16 protein-coding genes are annotated in these 15,751 nt (G+C 63.5%); 1 reads left to right on the top strand and 15 read right to left on the bottom strand.

Annotated features, from left to right (window positions below):
* Positions 1 to 2: 2 nt before the first annotated feature.
* From AB0E56_RS06285 to AB0E56_RS06240, 10 genes are all read right to left on the bottom strand, one after another.
* Entirely contained in the window at positions 3 to 1,478 is a 1,476-nt protein-coding gene (locus AB0E56_RS06285) for a hypothetical protein (RefSeq protein WP_359797519.1), read from the bottom strand.
* 36 nt (positions 1,479 to 1,514) lie between these two features.
* Positions 1,515 to 2,351 carry a carbohydrate ABC transporter permease gene (locus AB0E56_RS06280; protein WP_359797518.1) on the bottom strand — a complete coding sequence of 279 codons (837 nt, stop codon included), beginning with the start codon at positions 2,349 to 2,351 and terminating at the stop codon, positions 1,515 to 1,517.
* Positions 2,348 to 3,202 (bottom strand): sugar ABC transporter permease, encoded by an 855-nt coding sequence (locus AB0E56_RS06275; protein ID WP_359797516.1) that lies wholly within the window; start codon positions 3,200 to 3,202, stop codon positions 2,348 to 2,350. Before AB0E56_RS06275 ends, AB0E56_RS06280 begins: the two co-directional genes overlap by 4 nt.
* 14 nt (positions 3,203 to 3,216) lie before the next feature.
* Complete coding sequence (locus AB0E56_RS06270; RefSeq protein ID WP_359797514.1) at positions 3,217 to 4,542, bottom strand: ABC transporter substrate-binding protein; 1,326 nt, start codon at positions 4,540 to 4,542, stop codon at positions 3,217 to 3,219.
* A 291-nt stretch (positions 4,543 to 4,833) separates the two neighbouring features.
* Positions 4,834 to 5,739 carry a carbohydrate kinase gene (locus AB0E56_RS06265; RefSeq protein ID WP_359797512.1) on the bottom strand — a complete coding sequence of 302 codons (906 nt, stop codon included), beginning with the start codon at positions 5,737 to 5,739 and terminating at the stop codon, positions 4,834 to 4,836.
* Positions 5,736 to 6,098: a putative quinol monooxygenase gene (locus AB0E56_RS06260; protein ID WP_359797510.1), complete on the bottom strand. Its 363-nt coding sequence runs from the start codon at positions 6,096 to 6,098 to the stop codon at positions 5,736 to 5,738. The genes AB0E56_RS06265 and AB0E56_RS06260 overlap by 4 nt, the downstream gene beginning before the upstream one ends.
* An 85-nt stretch (positions 6,099 to 6,183) precedes the next feature.
* Positions 6,184 to 7,581: a glycosyl hydrolase family 32 gene (locus AB0E56_RS06255; protein WP_359797508.1), complete on the bottom strand. Its 1,398-nt coding sequence runs from the start codon at positions 7,579 to 7,581 to the stop codon at positions 6,184 to 6,186.
* Between the two features lie 32 nt (positions 7,582 to 7,613).
* A complete protein-coding gene (locus tag AB0E56_RS06250; protein ID WP_359797506.1) occupies positions 7,614 to 8,351 on the bottom strand; it encodes a carbohydrate ABC transporter permease in 738 nt (245 codons plus the stop codon).
* 101 nt (positions 8,352 to 8,452) lie between these two features.
* Positions 8,453 to 9,409 carry a sugar ABC transporter permease gene (locus AB0E56_RS06245; RefSeq protein WP_359797504.1) on the bottom strand — a complete coding sequence of 319 codons (957 nt, stop codon included), beginning with the start codon at positions 9,407 to 9,409 and terminating at the stop codon, positions 8,453 to 8,455.
* On the bottom strand, positions 9,406 to 10,683 hold the full coding sequence (locus AB0E56_RS06240; RefSeq protein ID WP_359797502.1) for an ABC transporter substrate-binding protein: 1,278 nt from the start codon (positions 10,681 to 10,683) through the stop codon (positions 9,406 to 9,408). Before AB0E56_RS06240 ends, AB0E56_RS06245 begins: the two co-directional genes overlap by 4 nt.
* Positions 10,684 to 10,929: 246 nt before the next feature.
* Here AB0E56_RS06240 and AB0E56_RS06235 point away from each other — a divergent pair, with 246 nt between their 5' ends.
* Positions 10,930 to 11,919, top strand: coding sequence for a LacI family DNA-binding transcriptional regulator (locus AB0E56_RS06235; protein WP_359797501.1), 990 nt, complete (start codon positions 10,930 to 10,932; stop codon positions 11,917 to 11,919).
* A 288-nt stretch (positions 11,920 to 12,207) separates the two neighbouring features.
* On the opposite strand, the gene AB0E56_RS06230 is transcribed toward AB0E56_RS06235, so the two are convergent.
* The 5 genes from AB0E56_RS06230 to AB0E56_RS06210 are packed head-to-tail and all read right to left on the bottom strand — an operon-like array spanning position 12,208 to position 15,743.
* A complete protein-coding gene (locus AB0E56_RS06230) occupies positions 12,208 to 12,993 on the bottom strand; it encodes a triose-phosphate isomerase family protein (RefSeq protein ID WP_359797499.1) in 786 nt (261 codons plus the stop codon).
* Positions 12,986 to 13,459: a ribose-5-phosphate isomerase gene (locus AB0E56_RS06225; protein ID WP_359797497.1), complete on the bottom strand. Its 474-nt coding sequence runs from the start codon at positions 13,457 to 13,459 to the stop codon at positions 12,986 to 12,988. Before AB0E56_RS06225 ends, AB0E56_RS06230 begins: the two co-directional genes overlap by 8 nt.
* Entirely contained in the window at positions 13,456 to 14,736 is a 1,281-nt protein-coding gene (locus tag AB0E56_RS06220; RefSeq protein WP_359797495.1) for a Tm-1-like ATP-binding domain-containing protein, read from the bottom strand. Before AB0E56_RS06220 ends, AB0E56_RS06225 begins: the two co-directional genes overlap by 4 nt.
* A 60-nt stretch (positions 14,737 to 14,796) precedes the next feature.
* Positions 14,797 to 15,435, bottom strand: coding sequence for an NAD(P)-binding domain-containing protein (locus AB0E56_RS06215; protein ID WP_359797494.1), 639 nt, complete (start codon positions 15,433 to 15,435; stop codon positions 14,797 to 14,799).
* Positions 15,432 to 15,743, bottom strand: a complete 312-nt coding sequence (locus tag AB0E56_RS06210; protein ID WP_359797492.1) for an antibiotic biosynthesis monooxygenase family protein — start codon at positions 15,741 to 15,743, stop codon at positions 15,432 to 15,434. Before AB0E56_RS06210 ends, AB0E56_RS06215 begins: the two co-directional genes overlap by 4 nt.
* Between the last annotated feature and the right edge of the window lie 8 nt (positions 15,744 to 15,751).

Raw genomic sequence — 15,751 nt, 5'->3', positions numbered from 1 at the left:
CTTCACATGCTCAGCTCTCGAACACGGATGTCCGACACGGTCACTGTTCCCGCGGCAGCCACGAACCCGAGCCGGCCCCTGGGCACGTCGCTGAGCGCAAAACACTGGGTCAGGGCGTCGTCGACATATACCTCGACAAAGGTGCCCCGCACAAGCACCCGGAATCGGCTCCCCTCATCGCGCAACGGTGTCGTGCTCACTCCGTCCTCGTCCCAGAACGAATATCCGTTGGTGCGTCCGATCTCGAACTTTCCAGCGGCATCCAACGTCATGGCGGTCCCGTTCCACGACTCGTCCCCCTCAAGGATGATCCCTGCGGCCACGGTGCGGTCGTCGTATGCTGACCCCCGCAGAGTCACTTCTACGCACACGCCCTTGTCGAAGTCATACCGGAAGGGCATCATCACGTGGGAGTAGAGCGGTGCTTCGACCGTGACTGACTCGTCATGACCGACAGTGAGCGACTGCGCAAGTCTCGCCTCGACCAGGTCCACAGTGCTCGGCAGGTCACGCCCGAGCATCGCTTCGTTTCCGGTCCACCAGTGGAGCGACAGGATGCCATTGGAGATCTCGGCCTTCTTCAAGGGAGCCATCCAGGTGCCCATCTTCGGCATGACCGTCGCGATGAACCGGCGCGACTCCAAGGAATGGTGCGCGACGAGCAGCTCTTCGCCACAGGGATAGAAGCGCGCAAAGTAGGTGTGGTGCCCCATGGCGGATACGAGCACGGGCGGCTGGTTCGGATCGAGTTCGAACGGACCCTCCTGCGCAGCGGCGCGCACGACGTAGACGCCTCCTACCGCTTGCGAGTGATGCTTCGCCCAGTCCAGCCCGAGAGGGATCTCCGCAAGCGCCGCGAACATGAAGTACTGATCGCCGACGCGTGTGGTTCCACCGATCTCCAGACGGTCTGGCCAGAAGCCCGGTTCGATCACCGGAGCCCCTGTCGTGAATACGACGCCGTCCTGGGAGGTCACCGACGCGCAAGTACCTCGTAGGCCAACGGGGCCGTCCTTGGACACAGCGGTCACGTAGCCGAAGTATCCTTCGCCCCTCGCGTCCGGGTTTACCCAGATGTTGTCCCACCGTTGCTGCGAGATCTCGGTTTCGTCGGCGTACCACTCGGCGCTCGTTCGCGAGATTGACTGCTCTGCCGGGATGCGTCGCCAATGCAGGAGGTCCTCCGACTCGGCGAAGAAGATCTCGAGGGTACCGTTCCTGCTCTCCGAGAAGTTGAAGACGTACTTGTCGCCCGCCTTCCAGGTGTGCCCGGCACCGAGATACTCAGCGTCGGGGGCCTTGGTGATGATCATCCCGCGGTCGGCGAAGTGCACGCCGTCGGCGGATGTCGCCAGTCCGATCCCATCCCACGGACGGTCGGGTCGGGAGTTCGCCAGGTAGAACAGGTAGTGGATTCCGTTCTCGTAGTACAGCCACACGTCCCAGAGCGTCGAGTTCGTGGTGGAGGAGAAGAGCATTTGCGGGTGCCTTTCGAGTTTGTTTTCTGTGAGGGGTTACTTGATGGATCCCTGAGCGATGCCCTGGATGAACTGTCGCTGCAGCAGCGCATAGATGACGATGCTCGGGATGGCGGCGAGAACCGTCGAGGCGGCTACAAGCACCGTGTTCGAGGTGAACGCGGTCTTGAGGAACGCGAGTCCCAGCGGCACAGTCCGCAGCGACTCCGTGTTGATGAGGACAAGTGGAATGAGGTAGTCGTTCCACACCGTCAGGAACGTGAGCACGACGGTCGCCGAGACAGCCGGGCGCGCGAGTGGGAACATCACCCGGAGGAATGCCGTGATCTCGCCCCCGCCGTCGATGAACACGGCCTCGCGCAGCTCTCCCGGAAGGTCTTTGAACGCGGCGCGCATGATGAAAACGGCTAGTGGCAGGCAGATCGCCGATTCAGCGAGCACGAGGCCGGGCAGGGTGTTGTACAAGCCCAGGTTCTGCTCGATGAATGACAGGGCGGTGACGATGCTCACGGCCGGCAGCATCAGGCCGATGAGGAAGACCGTGAAGATCGCCTCCCGTCCGCGGAATCGCATCAGCGCGAACGCATATCCGGCGAGGCTGGAGGCGATGACGACGATTGCCAGAGTCGGCACGGCCACGATGACACTGTTGAGGATGTAGCGACCTATCCCCGCTTCGTTCCAGGCATCGACGAAGTTACCCAAGAGCCAATCGTTCGGCAGCCCGAGCGGGTTCGTGGCGAGTTCAGTGTTGCTCTTCAGCGCGATCGACAGGATGATCGCCACCGGCGCCAGCGAGACGAAGGCCACGAAGACGAGGATGACCTGGAGGCCGACCCGGCCAGCCCTCACTCTGACGTCGGTCCCGCTCATACAGCATCACGCTCCCTCGACCGCAGATACACGACGGTGGTGATCAGAATGATGAGAACCATGAACATTGCGATCGCCGAGCCGTAGCCGATATCGAGGTTCTGGAAGGTCTCACGGTAGATCTTCGTTCCGAGTACCTCGGTCGAACCGGCTGGGCCGCCGGCGGTCATCACGAACACGATGTCGAACACACGTACGGTGTTGATGAAGACCACCAATACAACGATGTTCGTTGTATTGGCGATCGCCGGCATCGTCACGTACCGGAACCGCTGCCAGGCAGAAGTGCCATCGACTTTCGCCGCGTCATACAGCGACGGATCGACGGCGTTGAGCCCTGAGAGGAACAGGGTCATGCAGAAGCCGTATCCCGTCCAGTTGGCCGCCGTGGCAAGCGCGAACAACGCCAGATTCGGGTCGCCTGTCCAGTTCTGGGTGAGCGCGTCGAGGCCCACGGCCCCCAGGCCGGCGTTCAAGGTGCCGAACGAAGGGTGGTAGATCCACCCCCAGGCCAGCGCCACGACGACGGTCGGCAGCACATAAGGCAGAAAGTAGATCGCTCGATAGACGGTACGCCCGCGAGGTCTCGCCTGCTGAAGAACGATCGCCAACGCCAGTCCGATCACGATCGGGAACACGGCGAGGATCACCCACTTCAGGTTGTTCCATGCGGCCGACCACACCGAACCGTCGGCGAGCATCTGGATGTAGTTGTCTATGCCGACCCACTCGTACGCGGGCGACAAGCCGTCCCACTTCCAGAGGCTCATCACCGCTGTCTGTCCGAGCGGCGCCAACAGGAAGACGCCATAGATCGCAGCTGCCGGCAGAATGAACAGGTACGGAGTCACCCGCCAACGACGGCTCACTTCGCATCAGCCCACGCGGCCTGGTCCTTCTCGAGTTGCGCCTGCAGCTCATCGATGACGTCTTGCGGCGTCGTGGTGCCCGCGAGGATCCCCTGCAGCCCTGCGACCCAAACCTGAGTTTCCTCCGCGCTGTTGTTGAAGCCGACGTCGACTGCTCCTCCGTTGTCGCCGGCGTCCTGGATAATCTGCATCGCCTGCTGCTGCGGCTCAGTCATCTTGTACTCGGCAGCGTCGAACTCCACGGCGGGGAACCGCTGATCTGTTTCGATCCAGGAGGGGAAGGTGGAGACGTCGGTGAAGCCCTTCACCAGATCGAGGACAGCCTGGCGCTTCTCGTCATTCTGGTCGAGCGACGACGAGAGGAACCAGGCCTTTCCGGTTCCGACGTACGCCTGGAACGGCATGCCATCCGCCACGGGGAACCCTGTGAAGCCGAACTCGAATGCGTCTGGATTCGCCTTCTCGCATTCCGCCATCGCATTGAACATCCACGGCCCCTTGACCATGAATGCGGTTCCGCCAGCGCAGAAGTCCGCCGTGTGATTCTCGTCAGGGATGCCACTGGCGTCAGCGGTGAAGTACCCGGCATCATTCCACTTCTTGAACTTCTCGAGCATCTCGAGCCATCCATCGTCGGTGTAGGCGCCATCACCGTCCGATGTTGCGGCGACGATCTCATCGGTGGGTATCGTCGCGTAGCTCAGTGCGTGCATCATGTGTAGGCCGGCATAGCAAGGACCGCCGCACGCGAGCACCATGGGCGTCGTGCCGTCGGCCGCTGCGAGCACCTTGTCCATCGCGGCTTCCAGGTCTTCCAGAGTCTGGGGAACTGGGATCCCCAGACGGTCGAGAATCACCCGGTTGTACATGAGTCCGACCGTCTCGAGTTCGTTGCCGACGGCATAGGGCGTGCCGTCGTATGTCAGTCGCTGCTGGGTTGAGGGTACGAGGTTGTCCCAGCCGTTCTCCTGCCAGACGTCGTCGAGTGCCGACACCTGTCCCACATTCACGTAGCGCCCGAGGTGGTTCGGCTCGGTGCCCGTGTACACCAGATCCGGACCGGACGCCTTACCGAGTGTGCTCGGGAGCTTGACGTCGAAGTCGGCGGTGTCCATGACGACGGCGTTCACCGTGTATCCGGGATGCGATTCTTCGAATTCCGAGATGACCTGCTTCGCCGTTTTGGTCGAGATACCACCCTCGAATCCCCAGTAATTGATCGTCTTGTCGTCTGATTCCGTATGTCCCGCACTGCCCGTGCATCCGGTCAGGGCGATACCTACTGTGATCACGGCCGCAAGGCCGAAGATTGCTCGTCTCATCTCAATCCTCCGTTGGCTTGTTCGAGTCCGAAACACTACGTAAACGATTACGCAATCGCTTACGTCTAGTAAACGACCAGATCTCCGCGCGTGTCAAGAGCGATCGTCGATGCTCTTGGCGCGCGAGGCGCGACCCGGCCGAGTGGGCACCTTGATCATTGCCACCGACTACTGCATCAACGCCGACCGGTGTCCCTGCCACTTCACGAGCGTTAGGCCGCCGGGGCCTGCTTCATCGTGTGATCGCGTCGTGCAGCGTATGGCCTTGGCCCGGTCAAAGGCGGAAGCGGGTCAGATGAGCTCGTTCCGACGAGGGGGGTTCGCGCCGCGCCTCGACACGGTGATCGCCGCCGCGCGTGTGGCCCAGTCGAGGATCGACGCGAGATGGCTTGTCGCCGCATTCCGCAGTGCTGCGCGAGCGGTACCGCTTGACCACCCCTCGTCGATCAGGCTATCGATGAACGCCCCCATAAAGGTATCTCCGGCTCCGACGGTGTCCACGACTTCGACGGTTCGGCCAGTCACGTGGACCTCTCCGGAGTCAGCGATTGCAAAGGCGCCGTCTCTGCCCTCTGTCACGACAACGATCGCGGGTCCCGATTCCTGCCAGGCGCGGGCTGACGCGTGATGGTCGCGATCAGGGTAGAGCCACCTCAGGTCCTCATCGCTCGCCTTTACCGCGTCAGCCCGCCTGACGAGCGCCTCGACGCGTTGCCGCGCGACATCCCGATCGGGGATGAGCGCTGGCCGGATGTTCGGATCGTAGGTGATCAGCGCGTCACCACGCTGTTGGTCGAGCAAGCGGAGTACGTCTGATGCGCCGGGTTCGAGTAATCCGGCAATCGACCCGATGTGGACCAGTTCCGCTTGCTCCACGTCGACTCCCGCGAGCGTCCATTCGATATCGAAGACGTAGGTGGCTGCCCCTGACGCATCCAGTTCCGCGGTTGCCGTTGCTGTGCGGGTGATCTCCGTGGATTCGATTGCCACATCGGAATCGGCCAGCCATTTCCGCAGGAGTTGCCCGTGGCTATCCTGACCGAGCGCGGTGAGCAGCCGTGGCGACCGTCCAAGGCGGCCGAGGGTGATCGCGACGTTCGTCGGGCTGCCGCCTGGGTTCTCGTCCACTGTGCCGTCGGCGCGGTGGACGACGTCGATCAGCGCCTCGCCGACGACGAGCACGCGGGGGGCGGTCACGAATGCCACCCCGCGACCGAGGTGGGAGTAAGGAAGCGGAGAGTGCTTCCCTCCCCGACGATGTGCTCAGCGAGACGCGCGTTGAACTCCGTTCCCGCGTCGGCTCGGAGATGCGCGTCGAACGCATCGCGATCATGGTAGACCTCGAACACAAAGAAGTCAGAGGGCGACTCGGCTCGCCTATATACGTCGAAGACGATGTTGCCAGGTTCTTTCCGGACGAGCTCGGCGTAATCCCTGATCAGACGCATCACCTCATCGTCGGAGCCGGCACGCGCAGTGAACTCGGCATGCAGGACTACGTGGTCCAATGTGGGCATCCTCGGCCTCTCGTGAATGTTGTGCTGGCGTGCCGCCAAGAAACGCTGCGATCGCAGTTGCGCGCAATGGTAACCGCGGGAGGCCACGAGCTCCTATGAGGAGTTGCGGCCTCCCGCGTCACACTTACGGAGTGGTCGAGACGACCACTTCCCCGACGGAGATCGCACCATCCGCGACCTCGATCGAAAGCTGAGTACCCGCCGGAGCGTTAAACCGAGCGTTCAGCGCCACGTCGTCGACGTATAGCGTCGCGATGTCGCCGTCAAAGACCAGTGCAATCGCATGTTCCGCGCCATCATCGATCGAGAGTGGGCGGTCCAGATCGCGGTTGTCCAGCTGACCCCAGGGCCAGTTCGGGAACCGATCGAACTCAAGACGCCCCTCCGTGACTCGAAGCGCGAACTGATACCCGCGCTGTGCGATCGGGTCCTCCGCGAAGCGGATGTTCACCACCCTCGTGCCCGGGGCAACGCGCAACGTCGTCGAGACGAGCGCTGTCCGAGGAACCTGCGGAGCGAGCACCTGTTCAGCGACCCCGTCGCGGCGATCGAGCTCGAAACCGGGCATCGTCGAGACTGTCCGCGACTTGAGGTGCTTCATGACGGCGTCGGGGATCTTCGCCCCCAGCGTCCCGTCAGAGCGAACGACGATCTCGTGGATCACTAGCGTGCCACCCCACTGCCAGCTCTTGGTGTCATCGTCGTCCCAGCGCGTCGGCACCCAGCCGACGAGATAACGGTGCGTGCCGTCTGATACCGAGCGCGCGGCGTAGTACGCGCGGCCATCGAACGCATCATCTGCGGTGGCCTCCCAGGGGCCCTGCAGGGAACGAGCACGGCGGTAGATGGTCTTGGACTTGTCGGAGTACTCCGTGACGAGGTGGTACCACCAGTCACCCTCCTGGAACAGGTCCGGCATCTCGTGCATCGTGTAGAGCCCCGGCGCCCAGAAGTCTCCCTGGAACTCCCAGTTCTCAAGATCCTTGGACGTGAAAGCCACGGTGCTGCCGGTCGCCTGAGTCTTCGGACCCGCCTTGCGGGCGCCGAGGATCATCAGGTACTCGGCTCTCTCTTCATCCCAGATGACCCACGGGTCTCGCCAGTCGTCGGGGTCATATCCCGGCTGCGGCGCCACAACCGCCTTGTCAGTCTTGACCCAGTGGATGAGGTCATCACTCTCGGCGATCATGAGCACCTGCGAGGGCTTGCCCTCGGCTTCGAAGTGGTCGCGGTTGTAGCCGGTGTACATGGCGATGAACTTGTCGTTCGCGCGGATGACCGATCCGGCGTAGATGAACTGGTCCTGGTCGTGGTCTCCGCCACGCACGATGGCGTCCCCGAGGTCTTCGTAAGTCACGAAGTCGGTAGTGCGGGCCAGTGCCCACCCAAAAGGTTCGCAATTGGGGAGCGGTCCAGGATTGCGCAGGTCGCGCTGGTGGAAGAGGTAGAAGGCGCCGTCATGGTAGATCGGCATGCAGTCGCCGAACCAGGTGCCGGGATGCTGGTAGTAGACCTCAGGCATGGATTCTCCTTTGTGGGGTTGAGGTTGGGGCATCAGATCTTCGCGCCGCCGAGGCTTGAGGCGAACACCCGCTGGAAGAGGAGGAATACGATCACGGTGGGCAGGGAGACGAAGAGCGCTCCTGCAAGCACCACCGGCGGGCCGACCGTGCCGTAGTTCGACTGAAGACCCGCAAGCGCCGCCATCACCGGACGGATCTCCTCCGAGTAGCTGAGAGTGATTCCGAACAGCAGTTCGTTCCACACCCAGACGAACTGGAAGATGAACGCTGCGGCGAGGGCCGATTTCGACAAGGGCAGGAAGAACCGCGTGAAAACGGTCCACCAACCGGCGCCGTCGAGCTGGGCGGCCTCGTTGATCTCGGGCGGAATCGACAGCATGTGGTTGCGCATGATGAAGAAGGAGAAGGGGACGCACGTCGCGATGTAAATCAAGAACAGACCCCATCGCGTGTCGTAAAGACCCGTCTCGGCGTATCCGGTGAACAGCGGGCGCAAGAACGCTTGGGCGGGAAACAGTGCACCCGAGTAAATCAGCCAGAACCAGAAGGTGCGCCAGCCACCGGGAATCGCGGAGACCGCGAATCCGGCCAATGCAGCCACGAGGACCGCCAGCGCCCCGGCCAGCACGGCGTACAGCAGCGAGTTCATCAGCGATGGGCCGAGGTCGACGGCCTGCCATGCGATGGCGATGTTCTCGAACAGTGCGAAGCCCTTCGGGAACCAGGCCACTTCACCGCTATAGGCCTGGTTGGACGTGAATGCGTTCACGATGATGAGGTACGTCGGAACGAACCAGAGCAAGGCGAGCAGGATGATCAGCGCCGCGCGCAGCGCGGCACCCGCGCGAAATATGGTCTTCATGAGTGGCCTCAATCGTTCTTGAGCTGTTTGCGCAGGTAGGTGACCGAGACGGCCACGACGACGACGGTGAGGACGACGGCGATCGCGGCGCCGGAGCCGGGGCGCTGCAGGACGAAGCTCTGCCAGTACATCGATACCGCCAACGTCTCTGTCGCCCGGCCCGGGCCGCCATTGGTCAGCACCCAGATGAGGTCGAAGGATTTCAGACCATTGGCCAGGCTGATTCCCATGACCACGGCCGTCGTTCCGCGCAGCTGCGGGAGAGTGATCTGGAAGAACCTCCGCACGCCGTCGACACCGTCGAGGGCGGCAGCTTCAAGCGTCTCGCGCGGAATGCCTTGGAGACCGACGAGGTAGAGGATCACCGCAACGCCTGATGCCTGCCACGAGTTGGCGAGAATCAACATGATCGTGTTCCCGGGCCACTCCAGCAGCCACGGCTGCGCCAAGGCGCCGAGCCCGACGCCACGAAGGAAGGAATTCAGAGCCCCGGAGTCCTGGAGGACGAAGTTCCACACAACAGCAACAGCCGTGCCGGACAGAGCGTACGGCAGCACGATCGCGAGTCGCGCCCACTTGCCCCAGTTGACGGTGTTGGTCAGCGCCGCAATCGCCAGTCCCAGGCCGACCGGAATGATCACGGTTCCCACCAACCACATCAGGGTGTTGACGAGGGAGCGAACGATCACCGGGTCCGAGAACAGACGAGCATACGAAGCGAACCAGCTGAACTCGGGATCGAGAATGGCGTCGTCGAAAAAGCTGCGCCACACCGTCGCGAAGAAGGGAACAAGACTCAGCACGCCGACCAGTGCGACCGCCGGCAAAAGGAACAACAGCCGCGGGCGACCACGAGTGATCCGATCACGCCGCCGAAGGGCCGCAGAATTGTCCCCGACAGGCCGCACACCTTCACCGCTACGTGAACCCGTAACGACCGCTCGGGTCTCCGTGAGCTGGCTCATCGTGTGGCCTCCGTCCAGTACGACCACTCCGAGGCAGCCTTCTCCTCGAGTGAGCGGAGCACAGCCCGAGGATCACTCGGATTGGCCATGAACCCACCCAGATCCTGCGTCACCCCTACGACGAGAGGTGGCGGCGAAGCTTCCCAATACCGATTGACGACTTGAACCTTGTCGCGACGAATCTCGGTCTGCAGACGCTGGCTGGTCTTGTCGGTCCACGGCACCTTGGGGTTAGCCGAGGAACCTGACAAGAAGTCCGACCAAGGCTGTTGCACCTGCGGGTCAAGCCATGACGCCATCGCCTTCGTGACCTCCGCCACATGAGGGGAACGTCGCGGCACAACGAGGCCCGCGACCTCCGTGACAACGGCCTGAGGGTGGCCATTGACCATCGGCAGGAGAAAGGCGTCGTAATCGGTGCCTGACTTCATACCGAGTTTCTGAAGGTTCTGCGAACTCCAGCTCACCGGCGTCGGCCACATCCCGATCTTCTCGTTCTGCAACATGCCCGGGAAGTTGTCACTCACGGAGTCGGCGGAGGCGTGGTAACCCTTCCCGATCATCTCCTGCCACAGAGCCATGAGCCCTTGAGCTTCCTCGTCGGCGAAGGAAGCGCGGTTATCGCACAGCCGAACAAACCACTCGGGGTCGTAGGCGGTGGCGAGAATGCTGAACCAGTTCGCGACAGGCCAGATGTTCACTTGGGTGGTGCCGATGGGGGTGACACCGGCTGCCTTCAGGGACTCACAGACGTCGACGAACTCGCTCCATGTCGTCGGAGTCGTGAGCCCGAGCCTGTCGAAGAGCGCGACGTTGTAAAACATCACGTAGAACCCCTGGATCAACGGCAACCCGAACACGCCGTCCTGGAAGCTGAACGCGGACCGCAGGGAGTCGTCGAGCCAGCCCTTCGCTACAGCCGTGTCCCATGCGCTCGTGAGGTCGGCAAGCCCTCCCGTGCGGGCGAGGTCTTGCATGCGATAGCCGCTACCCCATTTCACGAGATCCGGCGGGTTCTTCGTCTGTAGGAGCGAACGGACGACCTGCTCGTACGCTGTTGCGTTAGGGATGGTCTGCGGATCGATGGACCAGCCAGTCTTCTTTGCCAGTTCGGCGCCAGCCGCCTCGTAGCCTGGCCCCCAGGAGGCCGCGTCATTGAAGAACTGGATCGCACCGCCCTTCCCTGGCGAGGTCGACTCGGTCCCAGTGCAGCCGGCGAGCAATAGCCCGACACCGGCCAGTCCTGCGCCAAGGAGGAACTCACGTCGCTGCATTGCGATGCCCCTTTCTATGACGACGTTGTCAGGGCAATTACGCAATGGTTTGCACACTCGCCCGCCGCTACCCACACACGATAGGTCGGTCGGAGCTCGCTCCTCTACGCGAATTCGCGACGATCAGCAGCATGAAGCGCCTAGGAACCCCGTAGTCCCGCATCTTTTCGCGTATGACAACGATGACAGAAAATTGTGATCTAGACTGTCCCCTGAACCGGCAGATTCGCAACCCTGGAGGTCGGCATGAGCGCAGAGCGCGCCAAGATGGAGGATGTTGCCCGCCTCGCCGGAGTGAGCGCCAAGACCGTCTCCCGTGTACTGAACCAGGAGGCCTACGTGGCAACTGACACGCGCGAGCGCGTGCTTGCTGCAATGCGGGAATTGTCGTACCGTCCCAACCCTGCGGCGCAAGGACTACGTCGGTCGACATCGGGATCCATTGCGTTTGTTTGCGAAGACATCTCCGAGCCTTTCGCTGCGCAATTGGCACTCAGCGTGGAACGCTCTGTCGGCGACCGGTACGTCGTGATCGTCGCTTCGATGTTGGGTGATGTCAAACGAGAGCGCGAGACTCTCGAGTCCCTCGCCGCGGGACACGTCGATGGCATCGTCCTCAGCCCGACACCAGCCTCCAAGGGCTACTTGGCACGTCTGCTACGCAGCACCCCCGTTGTGTGTCTCGATCGGCCTGCCCGAGGTCACGAGACGGATGTCGTTCTCTCGGACAATGTCGGAGGGATGGCCTCAGCGGTGCGGCACCTGATCGCCGCCGGGCACGATCGCATCGCCTACCTGGGCGACGCCGAGGAAGTATTCACCCAGAAGGAGCGACTCGAAGGCTATAGATCGGCGCTGCGAGAGGCCGGCATCGAGCTGGACCTGTCGCTGGTGTACCAGCACGCCCCAGACAGCCAGCGGATCGGCAAGCATCTCAGCTGGTTCCGCCAGATCCGCCGTCCGCCGACCGCATACGTCTCAGGAAACTCCCTGACCACACTCGCGATGATCCATGCCGGATTCGACGCCGCGTCGGACGCCTTCGTCGCCTTCGACGATTTCCCGTTGGCTGACGTTTTCGGCGGGGGCATCAATGTCGTAGCCCAAGATGCCGAAGCGCTGGGAGCCGAGGCAGTCCACACGCTGATGAGACGCATCGACAACGACGCTGCACCCGTCAAGGCGACGCGAATCGGCACACGGCTCCTCATCAGGAACTCAAGTTCACTCCGATGAGCCGTGTGCCAATCCGCATAGTCCCTGTCGGTTCTGCCCAGAGACACGATCTCGCCCACGTTCAATGCCATCGCAGAGGTGAGGACATGACGATGCTGGCGGCGACATCTGGACAAGTAGCAGTCGCGACGACCGTGCGACATGCTCTCATTCGAGTGCTCGTCGGTGATTGCGGCGCTTAGCCGGCTCCGCAGGGCCCGTTCCACGTGTTCTCGCTCGGGTTGACAACTGCGCACGCGAGGGTGGGCGACGGCGGGTGCCGCCAAGTCAACTGAGTTCGCGCGACGATCAGGCTCGTCTGGGCTTCACAGAAGCGGCCTCCTCGATGATCCGGGCGACGGTGTCGGGGTCATGGGCGAATCTGCCAAGGAAGAGTCCGTCGACTCCGGCGCCGAGACGGGCGAGGGTGCCGAGTTGGGCGCTGCCCCCGTAGATGACCGAGGCATCCTGCCAGCCGAGCTCGTCGAGTCGTGCCCGCAGCGCCGCGATGACCGTTAGCACGTGCTCTGGATCGGCGGCAGTAGCGCGTCCGATAGCCCATTCCGGCTCATAGGCGACGACGACGTTCTGGCCGTCGCGCGGGGCTCCGGTCTCCGAGAGAGCCGTGGCCAGCCTCGCGACGCAGACTGCAGCGGCTTGGTTGGCGCCGCTCTCGTCCGGCTCCCCGACGCACAGCACCGGTGTGAGGCCGCTGCTCAACGCCACGGCAGTCTTCCGCGCGATCATCGCATCGTCTTCGCCGAAGTGGCGACGCCGCTCGGCGTGTCCTACCTCGACATACTCGCATCCGACATCTCTCAGGTCCGAGCCCGTGATCGCACCGGTGTACGCACCGCGGCTGTAAGGACTGAGATCCTGAGCCCCTATGCCGACCCGTGTCCCGTCCAGCGCCGCACGGACTCCGGGCAGCGCCGGCAGGGCCGGGAGCACGAAGAGGCGGACATCTCCGTCGACCACGGCGGGATGATCGCGCACGATAGCCGCGAGACGAGACGCCCAGGCTGCGCTTTCCGCCACGTCGAGGTATGCCTTCAATCCGATGCCTAGCAGAATTCCACCGTGTACGTCAGCCACAGTGTCCCGCTCCCTCGTATTCGGAGATGACGGAGACCTTCACCGCCGATGCGGAGGACTCGTCGAATTCGTAGCCCAGCCATTCGCGTACCAGTCGCTTCGCGAGTTCGATTCCGATCACGCGCTGCCCCAGGCACAGCACCTGAGCGTTGTTGCTGAGCACGCTGCGCTCGACACTGAAACTGTCATGCGCGGTCACTGCTCGGATGCCGGGCACCTTGTTGGCTGCGATCGCTACGCCTAGCCCCGTGCCGCACACCAGTAGCGCCCGGTCGGCCCGGCCATCGCCAACCTGCTCGGCCGCGGCGATCGCCACCCTAGGATAGGGGGCATGGCCGTCTCGGTCGACGCCGACATCGAAGACCGAGGCGACTCGAGCGTCCCCGGCGAGTACCTCCTTGAGCGCTTCCTTGTAGTCGTACCCGGCGTCATCGCTGCCGACGACGATGCGCAGTCCTTCGTTCATGATCTCTGTGCCTCACTTTCGGCGGGGGTCTCATTCGCGTCGTGATCGTGGTCGTGCTCCATCAGTGCAAGGAACCTGTCGGCGACGAGGTCGGCGAACGCGGGGTCGTTGGCGTCGAGGGGCGACCGGGTAACGGGGATGCCCTCGCGAAGACCGGATGCCAGCCGATCGGCGAAGTCTGCATCGTCCTCGGGCGCCGCGAACGGTCCGTCGTGCGCGGCGTAACTGTCGAATCCGCCGGACGGGATCACGACCTCGACGGGTCCTCGCGCGCTGTTCAGCCGGTCCGCCACCTCATCGGCGACATCCCGCAGCTCGTCGCGGGTCGCCCGGACGGCGGTGACCTGATCGTTGTGTCGGATGATCGGCCGCGCACCGTCTCGCAGATCCGCCGGTACCGTGTCCCACGGACCGAAGTTGATGACCTCCACGGCGCCGGGCACGACCAGCTGAGGAAGGCCGCTGTCGCCTGCGGCTCGCATCCGCCGCGGTCCGGCGACGAAGATCCCGCCGTGGAGGTCGTCCGTCACCTCCTTGATCGTGTAGTCGATCACGCCGGCGAGCACGCCTCCGTCGAGCAGCGATTCCATCGCCCGCCCGCCCGAGCCGACGGCATGGAACACGACTGGGTCGTACCCGGTCTCCTCCAGCCGCGCGACCACCTGTAGCACACCGGGTGTGGTCACGCCGAGCATGGTGATGCCGACCGCCGGACGCACGAGATCCGTCGTCTCGTGGGTCACGCTCATCATCCCGGCCAGTGCGCCTGCGGCGTTGCTCAGGATCGGCCGGGAGATCCGGTTCAGGCCGGCGATGTCCGTCACCGAGTGCATGATGCACAGATCGGAAGATCCGACATAGGAGCTGACGTCTCCGGATGCCATGGTCGAGACCAGCAGCTTCGGGAGACCGAAGGGCAGATGTCGCATCACTCCGCTGAGCAGGGCGCTGCCGCCGGAGCCTCCGAAGCCGAGGATGCCGTCGCAGCGCCCCTGCGACATCAGGCGGTCGACGATTTCGATCGCTCCGCGGGTCATCAGTTCGAGCGCGGCCGAACGCGCCTCGTCGGACTCGGTTCCTGTTCGCAGCGCGTCCAGTTCGCCCCCTGCAGCGGCTGCCACCTCAGCGGCCGTGATATCGGGGATGATGCCGGGATCACCCAGGATTCCGACGTCCATCAGGATCACCTCCGCACCAGCGGCACGCAGGACCGAGCGTGCGAAATCGTACTCCCGGCCCTTGGTGTCGAGGGTGCCGATCAGTACGGCTGTCGACATGTCGAACTCCTCTCGGGGTTGGACCGTTGCGGCCACCGCACCGGTCGGCCGCAACGGAAATCAGGCTCGGTTCTCCGCGTCGTCGGGGAGGCCGAAGAAGCGCCACCCGGTCTTCATCGTGAAGTCGCAGTAGGTCCGGTCGAGCGTGAGCATGAGCGTGACCATCGGGTCGATCAGGCGCGCGTTGTGCAGCGGGCCGCAATCGAGCATGCGGTGGTCAAGTTCCGCGACGAGCTTCTCCACCACTGCCTTCGCCGCCGGGTCGTCCGCCGCGACCTTCACGTCGGGGCGGTGTCCGTCGGCTGCCAGCGGGGCGTTGATGGTGGCCGCGAAGTTGTCCTTGAAGGCCGCGACGAGGCCGTCCGTCGTACCCAGCGCATCCGCCGTGTACTCGACTGCGGCGCGCGCGTTGTCTGGTAGGTGATCGAAGGGATTGGAGATGTCGATGATTGTCTTGCCTGCGAGCTTGTCCTTCAACGCGCCGACCAGCGGAGCTACCGCAGGGAACGGCACGGCGAGCACGACCACCTCGGCTGGCTCGACGGCTTCATCGGTGGCACCGACGAAGGAGGCCTCGAACTCCAGCCCGGCATTCTCGACTGATCGGGTGCCGATCCGTACGTCGTGTCCCGCGCGGGTCCAGCCGATACCCAGGGCGTTGGCCATGAGGCCGGTTCCGATGATGGCGATGGTGCTCACTTGCTGTTCTCCTTCTCGATGATCGTCGTGACGTGCACAGCTTCAGGTGCTTCCCGGAAATACGGCTCCAACACGGCAACGAAGGACCGGAACCCGTCGGATGCCGTGAAGCGCTCGGTGTGGTCGGCGAGGTCCTCCCACGTGACCAGGAAGAGATACTCTCCGGGTGTCTCCAGCACCCGCGTCAGCTGCGAGTCGCGATGCCCGTGGGCCGCGCGCACGAACGCGATGGCGTCGGCGAACGCTGATTCGAACTCTTCGGTGCGGGCGGGGTCGACGCGGACCTTGGCCACTTCAAGAATGCTCACGATATCTC

Origin of the sequence: Microbacterium sp. NPDC028030 (assembly GCF_040637855.1) — a bacterium.
Lineage (GTDB): Bacteria > Actinomycetota > Actinomycetes > Actinomycetales > Microbacteriaceae > Microbacterium.
Note: the sequence above shows the minus strand (reverse complement) of the source record. Positions and strands in the feature narration are given on the sequence as shown.

What these genes read in the sequence shown, in the direction of transcription:
- AB0E56_RS06285 (WP_359797519.1), bottom strand. Translation starts at nt 1,478, where the DNA reads ATGCTCTTCTCCTCCACCACGAACTCGACGCTCTGGGACGTGTGGCTG.
- AB0E56_RS06280 (WP_359797518.1), bottom strand. Translation starts at nt 2,351, where the DNA reads ATGAGCGGGACCGACGTCAGAGTGAGGGCTGGCCGGGTCGGCCTCCAG.
- AB0E56_RS06270 (WP_359797514.1), bottom strand. Translation starts at nt 4,542, where the DNA reads ATGAGACGAGCAATCTTCGGCCTTGCGGCCGTGATCACAGTAGGTATC.
- AB0E56_RS06255 (WP_359797508.1), bottom strand. Translation starts at nt 7,581, where the DNA reads ATGCCTGAGGTCTACTACCAGCATCCCGGCACCTGGTTCGGCGACTGC.
- AB0E56_RS06245 (WP_359797504.1), bottom strand. Translation starts at nt 9,409, where the DNA reads ATGAGCCAGCTCACGGAGACCCGAGCGGTCGTTACGGGTTCACGTAGC.
- AB0E56_RS06240 (WP_359797502.1), bottom strand. Translation starts at nt 10,683, where the DNA reads ATGCAGCGACGTGAGTTCCTCCTTGGCGCAGGACTGGCCGGTGTCGGG.
- AB0E56_RS06235 (WP_359797501.1), top strand. Translation starts at nt 10,930, where the DNA reads ATGAGCGCAGAGCGCGCCAAGATGGAGGATGTTGCCCGCCTCGCCGGA.
- AB0E56_RS06225 (WP_359797497.1), bottom strand. Translation starts at nt 13,459, where the DNA reads ATGAACGAAGGACTGCGCATCGTCGTCGGCAGCGATGACGCCGGGTAC.
- AB0E56_RS06220 (WP_359797495.1), bottom strand. Translation starts at nt 14,736, where the DNA reads ATGTCGACAGCCGTACTGATCGGCACCCTCGACACCAAGGGCCGGGAG.